This is a genomic window from Ensifer adhaerens (assembly GCF_002940685.1).
Taxonomy (GTDB): Bacteria; Pseudomonadota; Alphaproteobacteria; order Rhizobiales; family Rhizobiaceae; genus Ensifer; species Ensifer adhaerens_E.
Map to the genome: position 1 here is coordinate 24,389 of NZ_PNFP01000006.1, position 17,850 is coordinate 42,238.

General features: G+C 63.0%; 17 protein-coding genes. 10 read left to right on the forward strand and 7 right to left on the reverse strand.

All coding sequences use genetic code 11. The features are described 5' to 3' along the window. Nucleotides 1-12: 12 nt before the first annotated feature. Both C1A35_RS13090 and C1A35_RS13095 read right to left on the reverse strand, forming a co-directional pair. Nucleotides 13-849, reverse strand: coding sequence for a DsbA family protein (locus C1A35_RS13090; protein WP_104664756.1), 837 nt, complete (start codon nt 847-849; stop codon nt 13-15). A 318-nt stretch (nt 850-1,167) separates the two neighbouring features. Further along, nucleotides 1,168-1,674, reverse strand: coding sequence for a DUF721 domain-containing protein (locus tag C1A35_RS13095; protein WP_104664757.1), 507 nt, complete (start codon nt 1,672-1,674; stop codon nt 1,168-1,170). A gap of 92 nt (nt 1,675-1,766) precedes the next feature. Here C1A35_RS13095 and mutY point away from each other — a divergent pair, with 92 nt between their 5' ends. The 3 genes from mutY to C1A35_RS13110 all read left to right on the forward strand — a co-directional run bounded on the left by mutY (nt 1,767) and on the right by C1A35_RS13110 (nt 4,571). Continuing rightward, nucleotides 1,767-2,855, forward strand: a complete 1,089-nt coding sequence (gene mutY / locus C1A35_RS13100) for an A/G-specific adenine glycosylase (protein WP_440271521.1) — start codon at nt 1,767-1,769, stop codon at nt 2,853-2,855. Nucleotides 2,856-2,915: 60 nt separating this feature from the next. Next, nucleotides 2,916-3,533 (forward strand): HAD family hydrolase, encoded by a 618-nt coding sequence (locus C1A35_RS13105; protein ID WP_104664759.1) that lies wholly within the window; start codon nt 2,916-2,918, stop codon nt 3,531-3,533. Nucleotides 3,534-3,611: 78 nt separating this feature from the next. After that, a complete protein-coding gene (locus C1A35_RS13110) occupies nt 3,612-4,571 on the forward strand; it encodes a hypothetical protein (protein WP_158665063.1) in 960 nt (319 codons plus the stop codon). 124 nt (nt 4,572-4,695) lie between these two features. Here the strand turns inward: C1A35_RS13110 and C1A35_RS13115 are convergent, their stop codons facing one another. From C1A35_RS13115 to C1A35_RS13125, 3 genes are all read right to left on the reverse strand, one after another. Continuing rightward, nucleotides 4,696-5,826, reverse strand: coding sequence for a site-specific DNA-methyltransferase (locus C1A35_RS13115; protein WP_104664761.1), 1,131 nt, complete (start codon nt 5,824-5,826; stop codon nt 4,696-4,698). A gap of 198 nt (nt 5,827-6,024) precedes the next feature. Then, nucleotides 6,025-6,375: an antibiotic biosynthesis monooxygenase family protein gene (locus tag C1A35_RS13120; RefSeq protein WP_104664762.1), complete on the reverse strand. Its 351-nt coding sequence runs from the start codon at nt 6,373-6,375 to the stop codon at nt 6,025-6,027. A 3-nt stretch (nt 6,376-6,378) separates the two neighbouring features. Continuing rightward, entirely contained in the window at nt 6,379-6,699 is a 321-nt protein-coding gene (locus C1A35_RS13125; protein WP_104664763.1) for an NIPSNAP family protein, read from the reverse strand. A gap of 93 nt (nt 6,700-6,792) precedes the next feature. Here C1A35_RS13125 and C1A35_RS13130 point away from each other — a divergent pair, with 93 nt between their 5' ends. After that, nucleotides 6,793-7,473 (forward strand): ArsR/SmtB family transcription factor, encoded by a 681-nt coding sequence (locus tag C1A35_RS13130; protein ID WP_104664764.1) that lies wholly within the window; start codon nt 6,793-6,795, stop codon nt 7,471-7,473. 24 nt (nt 7,474-7,497) lie between these two features. Here C1A35_RS13130 and C1A35_RS13135 read toward each other — a convergent pair whose 3' ends face one another. After that, complete coding sequence (locus C1A35_RS13135) at nt 7,498-8,166, reverse strand: GntR family transcriptional regulator (protein ID WP_104664765.1); 669 nt, start codon at nt 8,164-8,166, stop codon at nt 7,498-7,500. Between the two features lie 179 nt (nt 8,167-8,345). On the opposite strand from C1A35_RS13135, the gene C1A35_RS13140 reads away from it, so the two are divergent. After that, complete coding sequence (locus C1A35_RS13140) at nt 8,346-9,041, forward strand: HAD family hydrolase (protein ID WP_104664766.1); 696 nt, start codon at nt 8,346-8,348, stop codon at nt 9,039-9,041. Between the two features lie 228 nt (nt 9,042-9,269). Further along, complete coding sequence (locus C1A35_RS13145) at nt 9,270-10,376, forward strand: ABC transporter substrate-binding protein (RefSeq protein ID WP_104664767.1); 1,107 nt, start codon at nt 9,270-9,272, stop codon at nt 10,374-10,376. Between the two features lie 70 nt (nt 10,377-10,446). On the opposite strand, the gene C1A35_RS13150 is transcribed toward C1A35_RS13145, so the two are convergent. Then, nucleotides 10,447-10,998 (reverse strand): hypothetical protein, encoded by a 552-nt coding sequence (locus C1A35_RS13150; protein WP_104665051.1) that lies wholly within the window; start codon nt 10,996-10,998, stop codon nt 10,447-10,449. A 281-nt stretch (nt 10,999-11,279) separates the two neighbouring features. On the opposite strand from C1A35_RS13150, the gene thrC reads away from it, so the two are divergent. The 4 genes from thrC (at nt 11,280) to C1A35_RS13170 (ending at nt 17,820) form a co-directional block, all read left to right on the forward strand. Next, complete coding sequence (gene thrC, locus C1A35_RS13155) at nt 11,280-12,680, forward strand: threonine synthase (RefSeq protein ID WP_104664768.1); 1,401 nt, start codon at nt 11,280-11,282, stop codon at nt 12,678-12,680. Between the two features lie 16 nt (nt 12,681-12,696). Next, on the forward strand, nt 12,697-13,998 hold the full coding sequence (locus tag C1A35_RS13160; RefSeq protein WP_104664769.1) for a M16 family metallopeptidase: 1,302 nt from the start codon (nt 12,697-12,699) through the stop codon (nt 13,996-13,998). Nucleotides 13,999-14,299: 301 nt separating this feature from the next. After that, complete coding sequence (locus C1A35_RS13165) at nt 14,300-14,911, forward strand: GNAT family N-acetyltransferase (RefSeq protein WP_104664770.1); 612 nt, start codon at nt 14,300-14,302, stop codon at nt 14,909-14,911. Beyond that, the gene (locus tag C1A35_RS13170) at nt 14,911-17,820 is read left to right on the forward strand and encodes an EAL domain-containing protein (RefSeq protein ID WP_104664771.1); all 2,910 of its coding nucleotides are present in this window, start codon (nt 14,911-14,913) and stop codon (nt 17,818-17,820) included. The genes C1A35_RS13165 and C1A35_RS13170 overlap by 1 nt, the downstream gene beginning before the upstream one ends. Nucleotides 17,821-17,850 lie beyond the last annotated feature (30 nt).

The window sequence follows — 17,850 nt, forward strand, 5'->3', positions numbered from 1 at the left end:
AAAAGCGAAGGATCAGAGCTTGCTGTCGATGAGGGCCGACATAACGTCAACCGACATGTCCCCCGAATAGTGATCGCCATTGACGAAGAAGGTCGGCGTCGACTGAACCCCGAATTCCTTGGCGCCCCGTTGCATAACAGAGTTCACATCATCCAGAAGTTTTTGGTTCGTCAAGCAGGCCTCGAAGCTCTCCTGTGTAAAACCGGCGAGTTTGGACATCTGCAGCAGGGCGTCGCGGCCATTCTGGGCGGCAGCCCACTGCTGCTGCTGCTTGAAGAGCATCGAGATCATCGGGAAATACTGGCCCTCCGGAGCGCAACGCGCCAGCATGAAGGCAGCCGCCGCGCGCGGATCGAACGGGAATTCGCGCAGCACGAAGCGGACCTTGCCGCTGTCGACATACTTCGTCTTGATCGCCTCGAAGGTGTTGTTGTGGAAGGCGGCGCAATGCGGGCAGGTCATCGACATGTATTCGACGATCGTCACCGGCGCGTTCGCGTCGCCGATCGCCATTTCCGGCAGCGCACCCGGCTCCATCAGCTTGGCGACGTCGACTGAACCCTCCGACGAGGGAAGCTCGACCTTGACCGGAGCAGCCGTCGACTGGGCGACTTCCGTGCCTGCGGCGGGCTTCGCTTCGGTGGTAGCCGGCGTCGCGGTCGTCGATGCGGTGGTGGTCGCGTCCGTTGCCGGCTTGGTTTCAGCCTTGGCGGCTTCGGTCGTTGCGGCCGGTGCAGTCGAGGCCGTTTCCTTCTTTTCGTCGCTGCAGGCGGCAAGCACCAAGGCTACGGTTGCGATGGCGGCACCGCTGAGCAGGCGTTTGGTAAGGTTCATTGCGGAAGCGGACATGATTTGACCCGTGTTCGGAGGGATTTGCAGTGCGGATTCGATATCTTGCCGCGAAGAGGGCGGCAAGTAGCCGGGCGTCAACAGAATTCAAAGAATTGTGACCGGGTGATGGTCCAGCCAAAACGCGTCTCGACCGATCTGGTCCCCGGGCTTTGAACTTTTGGCTTCTCGCATGTCGTTTTCGCAAAACCACAGCGCGCGTTTGCGCAAATGCCCTAAAGCGCGTCGCGCTCTTTCAGATTCGCTCCGTGCGCTTTAAGTTATTGGTTTGGGCATGTCGTTATCGCAAAACCGCTGCGCACTTTTGCGCGACATGCTCTAGCGACGCCGCGGATTGAGCACGGCCGTTCCCAGCCGACGCAAGGCCGCCCTCAGCTCCTCGCTTTCGATGCCTTCGACCATTGCCTCGAGCCGGCGGGCAGGCTCGCCCGATAGCGGCTTCGGCTTGCCGCGGTGTTTCGGCTGCTGTGAGACGGGCTTTTGAACGATGCGCAGCTGCGCGATCGCATAGAAGCCGAAGAAGCCGTTGATGCGCTGGATCAATTCGCCCTGAGCATGGGTCAGGAACAGGGCGCGGGCGCCCTCGCAGGCGACCGTCAGGACGCCCGGCTGATGGCCGCCCTCGCCGATGATCTCGGAGGCGCGGCGCGGCCAGGCGATCTTTTCGGGCCGTGTGCAATCGGCGAAGTCTTCGCCGGCGATTTCGTCCCAGGAGCCGAGCAGCATGGTGTTGATGCCAGCCCGCTTCGCAAGCACCGGGTCGATCAGGCCGTTTGCCACTTCGCTGATCTGGACGACGCCCCTCCGGGTCTTCTGCTCTCTCACGTATGGACTTTCTGTAGGCAATGTCGATTGAGCCTTGATGCCGCGGCTCCGCTTCGCCAAGTATAGGCCGGAAACGGAACTCCCGGCAAATCATGCACGATACGATACCGGCGGCAAACGCCGCGCCCCTGCTTTTGGAATGGTATGACAGGCACCATCGCGACCTGCCCTGGCGGGTCTCGCCGCCCATGGCGCGTCGAGGCATTGTGGCCAATCCCTATCACGTCTGGCTGTCGGAGGTCATGCTGCAGCAGACGACCGTGCAGGCGGTGAGGGCCTATTTCGAAAAGTTCCTGGCGCTGTGGCCAAGCGTCGAGGACCTGGCGCGCGCCGACAACGAGGACGTAATGAAGGCCTGGGCCGGGCTCGGCTACTATGCCCGCGCCCGCAACCTGAAGAAATGCGCCGAGGCCGTCGCGAACGATCATGGTGGCCGCTTTCCCGACACCGAAGACGGGCTGAAGTCGCTTCCCGGCATCGGCGACTATACCGCCGCCGCGATCGCTGCGATCGCCTTCAACCGCAGGAGCGCCGTGCTCGACGGCAATGTCGAGCGGGTGATCTCGCGCCTTTATGCAATCGAAACGCCGCTGCCTGCGGCAAAGCCCGAGATGCGCGCGCGCGTCGCGACGCTCACCCCCGGCGACCGGCCGGGCGACTTCGCCCAGGCGATGATGGATCTCGGAGCGACGATCTGCACGCCGAAACGGCCCGCCTGCTCGCTCTGTCCTTTCCGCGGCCACTGTCGCGCGCTTGCCGTCGCCGACCCGGAGACCTTTCCGCGCAAGGCGCAGAAGAAGGACAAGCCGCTCCGGCGCGGCGCCGCCTTCGTCGCGATCGACACCGACAACGCGGTCTATCTGCGCAAGCGGGCCGAAACGGGCCTGCTTGGCGGCATGACCGAAGTGCCCGGTACCGACTGGACGTCGCGGCAGGACGGCGACACCTCGGTTGCCTCCCAGCCCTTTGCGGCGGTCTGGGAAGATTGCGGCACCATCAGCCACGTGTTCACGCATTTCGAGTTGCGTCTCTCGGTCTACCGCGCCAATGTCGCGCGCGCCGGAACGCAGGGCAACGGCTGGTGGGAACCGGTTCATTCGCTGAAAGCCCAGGCGCTGCCAACCGTGATGAAGAAGGCTATCGCCCAGGCGATCCCGCATGCCTTCAAGGCGGAACGCTAGCGCGGTACGGGAACCACCCGTCCCGCTCCAACTCCGAAAGTTCAAGCAGGGAATTCGTTCATGAGCAGCATCGAGATCCGTCACATCGTCTTCGACATCGGCAAGGTGCTGATCCACTACGATCCCAACCTGCCCTATAGCCGCATCATACCGGATGAAGCGGAGCGGGAATGGTTTTTCGCCAATGTATGTACCCATGACTGGAACATCGAGCAGGATCGCGGCCGCTCCTGGGAAGAAGCCGAAGCGCTGCTGATCAAGGACTTCCCCGAGCGCGAGGAGCACATCCGCGCCTTCCGCAAGTATTGGCAGGAGATGGTGCCGCACGCCTATGTCGAGACGGTATCGCTCCTGGAGCGGCTGATCGCCGAGGGCCGCGACGTGACGATGCTGACCAACTTCGCCTCCGATACGTTCCGCGAGGCGCAGGTTCTCTACCCCTTCCTGACGCTCCCGCGCGGCGTCACGGTTTCGGGCGACGTCAAGCTGATCAAGCCCGATATCGCCATCTATGAAACGCACACCCGCGCCTTCGACCTCGATCCGCCGGCGACACTTTTCATCGACGACAGCATCGCGAATGTCGAAGCTGCCAGACTTGCCGGCTGGCATGCGATCCACTTCGTCGATCCGGAAAAGCTGAAAGTCGACCTCGCAGCCTACGGCATCCATCCGTAGGCCGGGCGGAACCGCTGATCGCCGGATGCCTCGCTGCGTCCGGCGGCACGATTTCGCCACGAATCGCCAGCACTACCTGTGATTGCTGTATCGCAGGAGTACTCTATGAATAATTTAGAATTTTCCGTAATCCGTGACGGCGCCGCCAAGGATGCGCTGATCAACGAGTTCTACGCAAGCGCCGACGCCAGCTTTCGCGACGAGGTTTCGCCGGAAGAGTTCGCGGAACGTTTTTCTGCAGACCGCTTCGTCGTCGCCAGGCGCGGTTCGGAACTGGCCGGCTGGATCACTGTTCATGCGCCGATCGAACGCGGTGACGAGAGAGCCGCCGATCCCGGATTGCAGGTCATGCCGCCCTCTGATCAGCGCGATCCAGAAATTCTGGCGCAGCTCCTTCGGCTTGCAGCCGTCGAGGCAGGGCCAGAGGGCATTATCTGGCACTCCCGCACAACCGCCCTCAACCAGCAGGTCGTCGAAATGACCGGTGCGGTCGTGCTTCGGGACCTGTTCCGGACCTGGCAAGCGCCCCGCGAGCGCTGGCAGGCCGCAGCCGCGACGGATGGGGCCATCATCCACGCCGTCCACATTCCCCTTCCCGAAGATCTCCTCGCAAAGGTCGTGGATTTCCTGACACGCGCGGGAATATCGAACTGCAGTGGCGAGACCTGCACCACGACCTGGGACGCGGACGCGGTCGCCCAGAGCTTTGCTGACAGGGAGGCGGGCGAGTTGCTGACGCAGATGCTGGAGCATCAGGGCCTCGTCGTCGCCGAGGCCTATGCTTTTGTCTGGAGCACAGAAATGATGATCACCATCACCGAACACCAGGCCCCTTTTTCCGGGCTGGTCGCCATGATCGCCGCCCTGCTTCAGCGCTTTCCTGCCGCTCATCCCGAAATCGGTATCGCCACGGTCGAACTGCAGGAGGATGAAAGAGCGCGCCTCGAGCCTGTGCTCGCAGCCTTAGGCTTTGAAGACAAGGGACCGCGCACGCTCTTCCATTTGCGATCACGAGACGAAGCATCACGCAGCGGCTGATACGGAAATACAAACGCCCGGAATCCCCTCAAGAGGATTCCGGGCGTTTAAAGCTCTCCTTCCGGGACTGAAGGTACAAAAACCGGTCGGAGCGCTTTTCGAAGGATCGGGCGGAACTGGTTGATCAGTTCAGTTTTGCCAGATCATTTCGAATGACGGTTCTGAGTTCGTCGATGGGCTTCAGGGTGTTCCCCTCTTCGAAGTGCCAGAATGTCCATCCGTTGCATGCATCGAGCCCCTGGACCTTGGCGCCCAGGCGATGAATTGATCCGGCTTCGCCGCCGGAGGCGACCGTGCCGTCGGCGCGGACGATCGCGCTGTAGCGGCGCTTGGCGTCCGTCAGAACCGTGCCGGGCTTGATCAGCCCGCTTTCGATCAGCGTATTGAAGGCGACGCGCGGCTCGGCCTTCTTGCCGGTCATGACCGACAGCATAGCCTTGCCGAGCGGTTCGACCGCGTCGATGCGCGCCGATGCGGCGTCGATGTAGTCCTGCTCGCGCTCGATGCCGACGAAGTGGCGGCCGAGGCGCTTGGCGACGGCACCGGTCGTGCCGGAACCGAAGAAGGGATCGAGCACGACGTCGCCGGGCTTGGTCGAGGCCATGAGGATACGGGCAAGCAGCGCTTCCGGCTTCTGGGTCGGATGCACCTTCTTGCCGTCGTCGTCCTTCAGCCGTTCGTGACCAGAGCAGATCGGGAACAGCCAGTCGGAGCGCATCTGCACGTCGTCATTGGCCGCCTTCATCGCATCGTAATTGAAGGTGTAGCCCTTGGCATTGGCGTTCGGCGTCGCCCAGATCAGCGTTTCATGGGCGTTCTGGAACCGGCGGCCCTTGAAGTTCGGCATCGGGTTGGTCTTGCGCCAGATGATGTCGTTGAGGATCCAGAAGTGCAGGTCCTGCAGGATCGCGCCGACGCGGAAGATGTTGTGGTAGGAGCCGATGACCCAGAGGGTGCCGGTCGGCTTCAGGACGCGGCGGCAGGCAAGCAGCCAGGCGCGGGTGAAGGCGTCATAGGCTTCGAACGAGGCGAACTGGTCCCATTCGTCGTCGACGGCGTCGACAACCGACTGATCGGGACGGGTCAGCATGCCGCCGAGCTGGAGGTTGTAGGGCGGGTCGGCGAAAACGACGTCGACCGAATTGTCGGGAAGCGCATTGAGCGCCGCAACGCAGTCACCCTTGATGATGCTGTCGAGCCAGCCCAACGGGCGGGTGGAACGGGAGACTTCGGCAAGCGAAACAACTGAAGACATGGACAACTCGCAAATACGCTTACTCGGAACGGATCATGGAGCTTATGGTTACCGAAGATGGTTACCAAAGCCTGAAGGCCGTTTCGAAAAAGTGCGTAGTCACGCTATGTTAGAGAGATCTTCTGGAGTGGACGGGAAAGGCGGAAACGGGCGTGCACCCGCCTCCCGCCGCCCTGTTCGAGCGTCGCGGACGGCGTTTCACCTGTTGTCGTGAAAGGCGCGGCTATCTGCGGGGGCCTCATGGCGTTCGTTCAGCCCGTAGTCGCGGATCACGGATGCGATGCGCAGGCGATAGTCCGCAAAGACGCCGTGGCGCCCGGCATCCTGGGCGGCGCGATGTTCGGCGCCGTTGCGCCAGGCCTTCACCGCCTCCTCGTCACGCCAGAACGACAAGGACAGCACCTTGTCGGGATTGGTCAGGCTCTGGAACCGCTCGATCGAAATGAACCCGTCGATGTCGTCAAGCAGCGGGCGCAGGTCGGCGGCGATGCCGAGATAGGCGTCCCGCTGGCCTTCGGCCGGCAGGACTTCGAAAATGACGGCAATCATGATTCACTTTCCCCCGTGAGGCGAAGAGACGTTTTTCAGGAAGATCCGGTCCTCCTTCAGGATAAACCGTTCGCGGCGGGAAAAGGCATAATTCTCCCGGCCGAGCGGATCGGCGGCAAGCCTGGCGCGATAGGCCTCGTAGGCCGCAAGGCTCTCGATGTTGTAGACCCCATAGGCGGTGGTCGCCGATCCCTCGTGCGGTCCGAAGTAGCCGATGAGATCGGCGCCGCAGCGCGGGATGACCTCGCCCCAGTTGCGCGAATAGGTGGCGAACTCCTCCTTCTTGAAGGGGTCGATTTCGTAGCGGATGAAGCAGGTGATCATCGTCATCTCCTTGTGGCCGGGCAAATCGCCGGGCCTTCGATGACGTGACTATGCCCGCTTGTCTGTCGGGGATGCTTCGATTACGATCGAAGTATGAAGGAAGGTCCTGACATCGCTCTCATCGGTTCGCTGATCGGCGATCCCGCCCGCGCCAACATGCTGACGGCACTGATGGGCGGCCGTGCGCTGACGGCAACCGAGCTTGCGACCCATGCCGGGATCACGCTGCAGACCGCCAGCTCCCACCTCTCCAAGCTCGAAGCCGGCGGCCTGCTCAGCCAGCGCAAGCAGGGTCGGCACCGCTACTATCAGCTTGCCGAAGACGAAGTCGGCCTGATGCTCGAGAACCTGATGGGCTTTGCCGCGAGCCGCGGCATGAACCGGCACCGGCCGGGGCCGAAGGATCCGGCGCTCCGCAAGGCGCGCGTCTGCTACAATCACCTCGCCGGCGATTATGGCGTGCGCATGTATGACAGCCTGCTGGCCGAAAAGCAGATCGAGATCAGCGGCGACGATCTGGCACTGACATCGGCCGGCCAGAGCCGGGTCGAGGCGCTCGGCATCGACTATTCGGCCCTGACGAAATCCCGACGCCCGATCTGCCGTACCTGCCTCGACTGGAGCGAGCGCCGCTCACATCTGGCCGGTTCTCTGGGCGAAGCGCTGTTGACGCTGTTCATCGACAAGGGCTGGGCGAAGCGCGAGGCCAACAGCCGCGCCATCCGATTTACCGCAAACGGCGAAAAGGCTTTCTCCGAACTGTTCCCGCAATAGGCGGTCGTCCGCTCGACGCGGACCTTATCCAACGATCGAAAAGGCTTCGCGGGTTTCGCCGGCGGCAGTTCTGACCGGCGTCTTGCCGATCCAGCCGACATGGCGTTCGAGGATCTTGGCAGCCTCTTCCCCCCTACCCTCGCGCAAGGCGGCCAGGATCGCGCGGTGGTCATGGTCCGTGCGTGCCTCCCAGCTCGTGCGCCAGGCCGAAAACAGGAACCGCGCGCTTGCCGCATGCAGGTCGTCGATCGCCGCGAGCAGCCGCGGCATGCCGCAGGGCTCGAGGATCAGCCGATGAAAGGCACGGTTTGCCGCCTCCCAGGAGCGCACGTCGCGCGAGGTATCGGCGGCGGCCGTCGCCGCTTCGGCCCTATCGAGGATCGCCGGCGTCAGGTGGGGGATCGCATGGCGCAGCGCCAGCACTTCGAGAACGGCGCGCATCTCCGCCACTTCCCGCACCTCCTTGAGATCAAAGGAAGCGACACGCACGCCACGGCGCGGCTCGCTGACGGCAAGCCCCTGCGCTTCCAGCCGCCGGAAGGCTTCGCGAACGGGAACGTGGCTCGCGCCGAATTCCTCGGCGATGTGATCCTGCCGCAAGCGCTCTCCCGGCATCAGCAAGCCGGAGATGATCCGCTCGGCCAGGGCCTTGCTGATGCGACTTGCGAGGGTATCGTCCTGCTGCTTTTCCATCGCCTACTGATAGAGCCGCGAAACCAAGCTGTCGAGCAAGCGAAACGGCGGTTTCGAGAATTTCCAAAGGTTGAGCTTTGGCCTGCCATCGTATAAAGCTCTGCCGTACGAAAGTCCCGCGCCGCGCGAACGATCCTCCCCCCGCCTGCGGCGCCTCTCCTCCCAGGGAACTGATCCAAATGACCGGTATCGATCTCATCATTTTCGATTGCGACGGCGTTCTCGTCGATTCCGAAATCATCGCCTCGGAAGTGGAAGCAGCACTTCTGACCGAAGCGGGTTATCCGATCAGCGTCGAGGAAATGGCGGAGCGTTTTGCCGGCATGACCTGGCACAACACGCTGCTTCAGATCGAGAAGGAAGCAAGCATTCCGCTTTCGGCATCGCTGATCGACAAGGTCGACACGATCCTCGACGAGCGCCTAGCCCGCGACGTCCAGATTATCGATGGCGTCAAGCAGATGCTGCTGCAGCTTGATCTGCCCCACTGCATCTGCTCGAACTCCACCTCGGCGCGCCTTGCGATGATGCTCGGCAAGGTCGGCATCAAGGACCATTTCGGCAAGCACATCTATTCGGCGCGCGACCTCGGTCCCGATCGCGTCAAGCCGAAGCCGGACATCTTCCTGCACGGCGCCAAGCAGATGGGCGTCGACCCGTCGCGGGTGCTTGTCATCGAGGATTCGGTGCACGGCATTCACGGCGCACGCGCCGCCGGCATGCGCGTCATCGGCTTTACCGGCGGTTCGCACACCCATCCCTCGCATGCCGACCAACTGACCGAAGCAGGCGCGGAAACGGTGATTTCGCGCATGACGGCGCTGCCGGGCGTGATCGCGGCCCTTTCCGAATGGTCGGAGTCGATGACGGCCTGAGTGGCCGCGGGCGGTCGCGCACCGTCATGCCCCTTTCGCTCCGGCTTTCGGCCGGAGCGGGAAAGAAGCCTTCGGCCAACACGGCAGACGTCCAATTAGACGCCGAGGGACATGATGACACATTGCAGTGGCATCGCGTCCCCTGGAAAATCTTCCCGGTTTTCGAGAAGCCGCGCACGAGGGCCGTATCAAGCAAGCCCCATCGGGGTATTTTTAGGAGGAAACACAATGCGTCTTTCAATGTTGACCGGCCTGACCCTGGCGGCCAGCGTCGCCTTCGGCCCGCTCGCTTTCGCCGATATCACCGTTGGCGTCATCACGCCGCTCACCGGCCCGGTCGCGGCCTATGGCGAGCAGGTGAAGAACGGCGCGGAAACGGCCGCCGAAGAGATCAACAAGGCTGGTGGCATCAATGGCGAGAAGATCGTCCTGAAGCTGCTCGACGACGCCGGCGACCCGAAGCAGGCCGTTTCGGTTGCCAACCAGGCTGCCGGTGAAGGCATTCGCTTCGTCGTCGGCCCTGTTCTCTCGGGCACGTCGATGGCGGCTTCGGACATCCTTGCCGAAAACGGCATCCTGATGGTGACGCCGACGGCAACCACGCCTGACCTCACCACCCGCGGTCTCTGGAACGTTCTGCGCACCTGCGGCCGTGACGACCAGCAGGCCGAAGTCGCCGCTGCCTACGTGGTCAAGAACCTCAAGGACAAGAAGATTGCCGTGCTGCACGACAAGGCACCCTACGGCAAGGGCCTTGCTGACGGCTTCAAGAAGGCGGTCAATGCCGGCGGCATCACCGAAGTCGTCTATGAGGGCATCAACCCGGGCGACAAGGACTTCAGCGCCATCGTTACGCGCCTGAAGGCCGAGAACGTCGAAGTCGTCTACTTCGGCGGCTACCACCCGGAAGGCGGCCTGCTTGCACGCCAGATGCACGACCAGGGCGTGAAGGCGCAGATCTTCGGCGGCGACGGCCTGTCGAACACCGAGTTCTGGGCAATCGGCGGCGAAGCTGCAACCGGCACGGTCTACACCAACGCCAGCGACGCGACCACCAACCCGGCGTCGGCTCCGGCCGTCGAAGCGCTGAAGGCGAAGAACATCCCGGCGGAAGCCTTCACGCTCAACGCCTATGCTGCCGTTCAGGTGCTGAAGGCCGGCATCGAGAAGGCAGGCTCGGCCGAGGACGCGACCGCGGTTGCAACCGCGATCAAGTCGGGCGAAGCCATCGACACGGTTCTCGGCAAGCTGACCTACGGCGAAGCCGGCGACCTCACCTCGCAGGCGTTCTCGCTCTACAAGTGGGAAGGCGGCAAGAGCGTCCCGGCCGAGTAATCGGACCAGATCGGAAGTGAAAACGCCGGGGCAAGCCCCGGCGTTTTTTTTGCGCGGTCGATGCCGCTCCTTACTTCTTCTTGCCCTTGGCCGGCGGGCCCTCGTCGAAGCCGACATAGACGGTAACGTTGGAGCCGGCGCCGGCCGGCAGCGTCACGTTCGCCTTGGTGAAGACGAACTGCCCGGAGCCGGTCGAGGGGATTTCGACGGGATGCTGGGTCAGCTCGGAATAGAGCGTCTTGTCTTCGTCCGTCGCCGCAACGCGGATCGGCATCGTGACCTTGCCGGGACCGCCTGCCGGTCCGCTGACCACTCGTCCCTGGACCACAACGGTCATCGTCAGCGCGCCTTCGCTCTGCACGCATTGGCGCGTGGTGTCGGCAAGCGATGCCTGGTAGACGACCTTGGTCGGGTCGTTCTTGGCGCCCTTGGCGTAGCTGGTGAACACCGAAGTGCCGTCACGCAGGATGACCTGCGGGCACGCGGCCTGGATGACGGCGGGCGTCGGAGCGGCGGCACTGCCGCCTGCGTCGATCGCGCCTCCGGTTTGCGTCTTGTTGCAGCCGGCGAGGACCGCGAGAAAAGATATTGCGAGAACAGGCCGGGATACTTTGCCAAACACGTTGAACAACCTCTGCTGGACCGGTTGAAACTCCTTGACCGAATTCTCGGCCGGAAGACCTTTCATGGCCTTCGGGCATCGTCTATAGCAGCGACAAATTGAAAAATCGATTGGGTCAGTCCGTCCCTTCCGAATTTTCCGAAGCTGGATTTGCGGCCGGAAATTGGGTCGGTGACAAGAATACCTGCAGACTTTGTCAGGGACTGACGCAATAAGACGAGCATGTCGCGACGACGTTTCCCAGGGTCGCCGCAATCCTTGAGGTGGGACGAAGGACAATCATGGTGAAGTATATTTCGACGCGCGGCGAAGCCGCTCCTCTCGGCTTCTGCGACGCGCTGCTGGCCGGTCTTGCGCGCGATGGCGGTCTCTATCTCCCCAAGGAATGGCCGAAGTTTTCCAAGAAGGAGATCCGGGGCCTGCGCGGAAAGTCCTATCAGGAGATAGCCTTTGCCGTGCTCGAACCCTTCATCAATGGCGAGATCCCGGCGGCCAAGTTCCGCGAAATGATCGACGAGGCCTACGCCACCTTCCGTCATCCGGCGGTGGCGCCGCTGGTGCAGACCGGGCCGAACGCCTTCGTCATGGAGCTTTTCCACGGCTCGACCCTCGCCTTCAAGGACGTGGCGATGCAGTTGCTCGCCCGGCTGATGGACTATGTGCTTGCCGAACGCGGCGAGCGCGCCACGATCGTCGGCGCGACCTCGGGCGACACTGGCGGTGCCGCGATCGACGCCTTTGCCGGCCGCGAACGCACCGACATCTTCATCCTCTTCCCGCACGGCAAGGTCTCGCCAGTGCAGCAGCGGCAGATGACGACCTCGACGGCGTCGAACGTTCACGCGATTGCCGTCAACGGCAACTTCGACGACTGCCAGAACCTCGTCAAGGCGATGTTCAACGACGCCGCCTTCCGCGATCGGGTCAAGCTTTCGGGTGTGAATTCGATCAACTGGGCGCGCATCATGGCCCAGATCGTCTATTACTTCACGACGGCGGTCGCGCTCGGAGGCCCGGACCGCAAGATCTCCTTCACGGTGCCCACCGGCAACTTCGGCGACATCTTCGCCGGCTACGTCGCCAAGCGCATGGGCCTGCCGATCGACAGGCTCGTCATCGCCACCAACGAGAACGACATCCTCGCGCGCACGCTGAAGACCGGCCGCTACGAGATGCGCGACGTCAAGGCGACCACCGCGCCGTCGATGGACATCCAGATCTCGTCGAACTTCGAACGACTTCTGTTCGAGGCGAACGACCGCGATCCGGGCGAAATCCGCTCGGCGATGGACGGGCTGAAACAGTCCGGCTCCTTCACCATCCGCGAAAAGGCGCTGAAGGCGATCCGCAAGGAGTTCCGCGCCGGTCGCGCCTCGGAAAAGGAAGTGGCCAACTCGATCGCAAAGACGCTCAAAGATACCGGCTATCTGCTCGATCCGCACAGCGCCGTCGGCGTCTTCGTCGCCGCCAAGCACGAGAAGCCGTCCGCCCCCATGGTGACGCTCGCTACCGCCCATCCGGCGAAATTCCCGGACGCGGTAAAATCGGCCAGTGGTATTGACCCGGCGCTTCCGACGTGGCTTGCTGACCTGATGAACAGGGAGGAGCGTTTCGATATCCTGGATCCGGACCTGAAAACCGTCGAAACCTTTATCGGCGAGCGTACCCGCCTCCGGGGGTAAGAACGAGAAGAAACGTATGATGAAAGTTGAGTGCACCCGGCTCCCTTCCGGGTTGACGGTGGTAACCGAGCAGATGCCGCATCTCGAAAGCGTGGCGCTCGGGGTGTGGATCAAATCCGGTTCGCGCAATGAGACCCTCGGCGAACATGGCATTGCCCATCTGCTGGAGCACATGGCTTTCAAGGGCACCGCGCGGCGCACGGCCCGCCAGATTGCCGAGGAAATCGAGAATGTCGGCGGCGAAGTCAACGCCGCCACGTCGACCGAGACGACGTCCTACTACGCCCGCGTGCTCAAGGACCACGTGCCGCTCGCGGTCGATATTCTTGCCGATATCCTCACCGAATCCGTCTTCGACGAGGAAGAACTGCGGCGCGAAAAGCACGTGATCCTGCAGGAAATCGGTGCTGCCGACGACACGCCAGACGACGTCGTCTTCGACCGTTTTGCAGAGACGGCCTACCGCAACCAGACCGTCGGGCGACCGATCCTCGGCACCCCAGACACGGTCATGTCGTTCTCCGCCGATCAGATCCGCCAGTATCTCGGTCGCAACTACACGACCGACCGTATGTTCGTGGTCGCAGCCGGTGCCGTGGAACACGACGCCTTCGTTCGCCAGGTGGAGGAGCGCTTCTCCTCGCTGCCGCGCACGCCGCTCGCAACCCCGGTGCTGGAGGCTGCCCGCTACACCGGCGGCGAGAGCCGCGAAACCCGCGATCTGATGGATGCGCAGGTGCTTCTCGGCTTTGAAGGCAAGGCCTACCACGCTCGCGATTTCTACTGCTCGCAGATCCTCGCCAACATCCTCGGCGGCGGCATGTCCTCCCGCCTCTTCCAGGAAGTGCGCGAGCATCGCGGCCTCTGTTACTCCGTCTATGCCTTCCACTGGGGCTTCTCCGACACCGGCATTTTCGGCGTGCACGCGGCGACCGGCGGCGAAAACCTGCCTGAACTGATGCCTGTCATCGTCGACGAACTGCGCAAGTCCTCGATGAACATCGAGCAGCAGGAAATCGAGCGCGCCCGCGCCCAAATCCGGGCGCAGCTGTTGATGGGCCAGGAAAGCCCGGCGGCGCGCGCCGGCCAGATCGCCCGCCAGATGATGCTCTACGGCCGTCCGATCCCGAACGAAGAGCTGATGGAGCGCCTGTCTGGCATCACCATCGAACGCCTGACCGATCTTGCCGGCCGGCTGTTCTTCGACACCACGCCGACGCTCTCGGCGATCGGCCCGCTGGAGCAGCTCGCGCCGATGAACGACATCCTGTCGTCCCTGACCGGTAAGGCCACCGTCCCGCACGCCGTCGCAAGCTGACCGTGCCCTCAAGGGTCGGGTTTGGTTTCATCAGATACGGTGAAGCGCTCCCGACCTCATCCAGCATCGATCAATTCGGACGACCCCTTTCATGTGCCGTCCGGCGCTGCCGTCGGCCGACCGAACACCGCCGATGACGGCAGCGTGTCCGAATGGTGAAGTCTTTGCGTCTTTTCGCAAAATCGGATTCGATTTGCGCGCAAAGTTGTGCAACGTTTCGAATTGTGACGGCACAAGAGCGTGCCGTCGGGCGGGTGGTAAAAGGTCCTCGCGCGCAAACGGAACGGCCTCGGAGGCAGCTATGACACGATCGGTTTTTCGGTTCCTGTCGCGGCAGCCGGAGACGATCGAAATTGCCGACCAGAATTACCTTCTGCGCCTCCCCCGCTATCACGATTATCGCCAGTGGTATCAGCTCAGGAGCGACAGCCGCGCCTTCCTGGAGCCGTGGGAGCCGACCTGGCGCACCGACGAGATGACCGAGAGCGCCTTTCGCGGCCGGGTGATCCGCAACGAGCAGGAATATGCCTCCGGCCAGGCGGTACCACTCTTCCTTTTCCACAAGCCAGGCGAGGTTCTGCTCGGCGGGTTGACGATCGGTCACATCCGCCGCGGCGCCGGGCAAAACTGCATGATCGGCTACTGGATGGGCGCGCGCCACGCCGGCAAAGGCCACATGTTTGCGGCCCTGAAGCTCGCGATCCCCTACATCTTTTCGACCCTTGAGTTGCACCGTATTGAAGCAGCCTGTATTCCGGACAACTCAAGAAGCATCCGGCTCCTTGAAAAGGCCGGTTTTGAGCGTGAAGGCTACTTAAGACAGTACTTGAGAATCAACGGCCAGTGGCGGGACCACGTGCTCTATTCTCTCCTGTCCGATGATGCCCTACCGAACAGGAATATGCCCCTTTGATGCCTCTAGCCCGCTCGCCCTTCGCCTGGTCAGCCTCCAAGCTGGCAGCGTTCTTGGTAACGCTCACGACGATTTTTTGTGCGCTCGGCGGCGCGGCCCAGGCCCTTGAGCCGGTGAAGATCTCGCGCGAAGACACGGCGCTCGACCTGACGGCGACGACCGAAATCTACAGCGGCCGCAACGAAGCCTTCCAGGTTTCAACAGCACCGGGGACCGACGGCATCGTGCGCCGCATCGAAGTGCGTTCGAACAGCCCGGACCATCAGGGCGACTGGGCCGTATTCGCGCTCGCCAACGTTTCGGCCGAGCCGCTCGACCGCGTCATCGTCGCACCGCATTTCCGATTGGTGAACTCCAAGCTCTTCTGGCCGGACCTCGGCTCGAAGCGCATTCTTTCGATCACGCCCAGCGAAGGATCGTCGCTCAGCCGCGAACCGAGCGACGAGGCGGACGTCTTCCGCATCACGCTGGCGCCGGGCGTCATCATCACCTTCGTCGCCGAGCTCGCGACACCGGAGCTGCCGCAGATCTACCTCTGGGAGCCGGACTCCTACAAGGATACGGTCAACGCCTTCACGCTTTATCGCGGCATCGTGCTCGGCATCGCCGGCCTGCTGGCGGTGTTCCTGACCATCCTTTTCGTCGTCAAGGGCACCTCGATGCTGCCGGCAACGGCCGCCCTTGCCTGGGCCGTCCTTGCCTATATCTGCGTCGACTTCGGCTTCCTGTCGAAGCTCATCAGCGTGACGGCGGGGGACGAGCGAATATGGCGCGCGGGCACCGAGGTCTTCCTCGCGGCCGGCCTCGTGATCTTCTTGTTCACCTATCTCAACCTCAATCGCTGGCACCAGCATCTGGGCTATGCGACGCTCGCCTGGATCCTCGGTCTCGGCCTGCTTTTCGGCGTTGCCGTCTACGATCCGGCGATCGCATCCGGCATCGCCCGTCTTTCCTTCGCGCTGACGGGCACGGTCGGTATCGTTCTGATCGCCTATCTCGGCTTCAACCGCTACGACCGCGCGATCCTTCTCGTTCCCGCCTGGCTGCTCATTCTCGTCTGGCTGTTCGGTGCGTGGCTGACGGTCACCGGCCAGCTCGCAAACGACATCGTTCAGCCGGCGCTCGGCGGCGGTCTCGTGCTCATCGTGCTCCTGATCGGCTTTACCGTCATGCAGCACGCGGTTGCCGGCAGCGGCTATCAGCAGGGCCTGTTCTCCGATCTCGAGCGCCAGTCGCTCGCGCTCACCGGCTCCGGCGATACTGTCTGGGACTGGGACGTCGCCCGCGACCGCGTGGTGACCATGCCCGATATCTCGACGCAGCTCGGACTCTCGCTCGGCAGCATGCACGGGCCGCTGCGCAACTGGCTACCGCGGTTGCACCCCGATGATCGCGACCGCTTCCGCGCCACGCTCGACGTTCTGCTCGAACGCCGCCGCGGCAAGCTCAACCATGAATTCCGCGTGCGCGCCGAGGATGGCCACTACCACTGGCTCTCGATCCGCGCCCGGCCGGTGCTTGGCGCCAACGGCGAAATCATTCGCTGCGTCGGCACCATCATCGACATCACCGAACAGCGCAATTCGGTCGAACGGCTGCTGCACAATGCCCTGCTCGACAATCTGACGGGTCTGCCGAACCGCCAGGTCTTCCTCGACCGGCTGCAGGCGATGCTGCTGATGGCGGACGGCAGCAATTCCGTGCGCCCGACGGTTCTTGCGATCGACATCGACCGCTACAAGCAGGTCAACGATCTCTTGGGCATTGCCGCCGGCGACAACATTCTCATCGCGTTGACGCGCCGCCTGCGCCGGCTTCTGCGCCCGCAGGACACGCTCGCTCGTCTCGGCGGCGACCAGTTCGGCCTCATCCTGATGTCCGAGCGCGATCCGGCCAAGGTCGCGGATTTCGCCGATGCGGTGAGCAAGGCGATCATGGTGCCGCTCAACTACGGCAACCGCGAAATCAACCTGACCGCTTCGATCGGGCTTGTCTCCTGGCTCGACCAGGAGCAGAGCGCTGCCGGCCTTCTCGACGACGCCGAGCTCGCCATGTTCCGGGCCAAGAAGGAAGGCGGCAACCGCGTCGAACCGTTCCGCCCGGCCTTCCGGACCTCCGGCTCGGACCGGATGCAGCTCGAAGCGGACCTCAAGCGGGCGATCGAACGCAAGGAGCTTTCGCTCGTCTACCAGCCGATCGTACGGCTGAACGACGCCGAGATCGCCGGATTCGAAGCCTTGATGCGCTGGGATCATCCCAAGCGCGGCAACATCTCGCCGACCGAATTCATCCCGATCGCCGAGAACTCCGACCTCATCAACCAGCTCGGCATGTTTGCCTTCGACCGGGCGACCAGCGACCTGACGGAATGGCAGCTCCAGACCGGCGACCTGCCGATCTTCGTTTCGATCAATCTTTCGAGCGCGCAGCTTCTCAACAACGAGCTCTATGACGACGTTCGCGCCATCCTCAACAAGAACCGGTGCGACCCGGGCAAGGTGAAGATGGAGCTGACGGAATCGCTCGTGATGGAAAATCCCGAGCAGGCGCGCCTCGTGCTCGAAAAACTGAAAGAAGCCGGGCTCAAGCTGGCGCTCGACGACTTCGGAACCGGCCATTCGTCGCTCTCCTACCTCACCCGCTTCCCCTTCGACACAATCAAGATCGACAAGGCGCTGGTGCGCGACCCGAGCGACAAGCGCGGTATTCTGCTGCGCTCGGTTATCACCATGGCGCGCGAACTCGACATGCAGGTGGTGGCCGAGGGCATCGAGTCCGAGGACGACGCGATCCAGCTGTCGCAGATGGGCTGCGACTACGGCCAGAGCTTCCTCTTCGGCCCGCCGATCGGCTCGGAATCGATCCAACGGCTGCTGAAGGAACGCTTTCCTCTGATGAAGCGGGCGTAATCGCCAACGCGACGTCGCCCAGCGTGCAAA

Bases quoted from the DNA above. Each gene is read 5' to 3' on its own strand.
- C1A35_RS13090 (WP_104664756.1), bottom strand. From the start codon at position 849: ATGTCCGCTTCCGCAATGAACCTTACCAAACGCCTGCTCAGCGGTGCC.
- mutY (WP_440271521.1), top strand. From the start codon at position 1,767: ATGCACGATACGATACCGGCGGCAAACGCCGCGCCCCTGCTTTTGGAA.
- C1A35_RS13105 (WP_104664759.1), top strand. From the start codon at position 2,916: ATGAGCAGCATCGAGATCCGTCACATCGTCTTCGACATCGGCAAGGTG.
- C1A35_RS13115 (WP_104664761.1), bottom strand. From the start codon at position 5,826: ATGTCTTCAGTTGTTTCGCTTGCCGAAGTCTCCCGTTCCACCCGCCCG.
- C1A35_RS13120 (WP_104664762.1), bottom strand. From the start codon at position 6,375: ATGATTGCCGTCATTTTCGAAGTCCTGCCGGCCGAAGGCCAGCGGGAC.
- C1A35_RS13125 (WP_104664763.1), bottom strand. From the start codon at position 6,699: ATGATCACCTGCTTCATCCGCTACGAAATCGACCCCTTCAAGAAGGAG.
- C1A35_RS13130 (WP_104664764.1), top strand. From the start codon at position 6,793: ATGAAGGAAGGTCCTGACATCGCTCTCATCGGTTCGCTGATCGGCGAT.
- C1A35_RS13135 (WP_104664765.1), bottom strand. From the start codon at position 8,166: ATGGAAAAGCAGCAGGACGATACCCTCGCAAGTCGCATCAGCAAGGCC.
- C1A35_RS13140 (WP_104664766.1), top strand. From the start codon at position 8,346: ATGACCGGTATCGATCTCATCATTTTCGATTGCGACGGCGTTCTCGTC.
- C1A35_RS13145 (WP_104664767.1), top strand. From the start codon at position 9,270: ATGCGTCTTTCAATGTTGACCGGCCTGACCCTGGCGGCCAGCGTCGCC.
- thrC (WP_104664768.1), top strand. From the start codon at position 11,280: ATGGTGAAGTATATTTCGACGCGCGGCGAAGCCGCTCCTCTCGGCTTC.
- C1A35_RS13160 (WP_104664769.1), top strand. From the start codon at position 12,697: ATGATGAAAGTTGAGTGCACCCGGCTCCCTTCCGGGTTGACGGTGGTA.
- C1A35_RS13165 (WP_104664770.1), top strand. From the start codon at position 14,300: ATGACACGATCGGTTTTTCGGTTCCTGTCGCGGCAGCCGGAGACGATC.
- C1A35_RS13170 (WP_104664771.1), top strand. From the start codon at position 14,911: ATGCCTCTAGCCCGCTCGCCCTTCGCCTGGTCAGCCTCCAAGCTGGCA.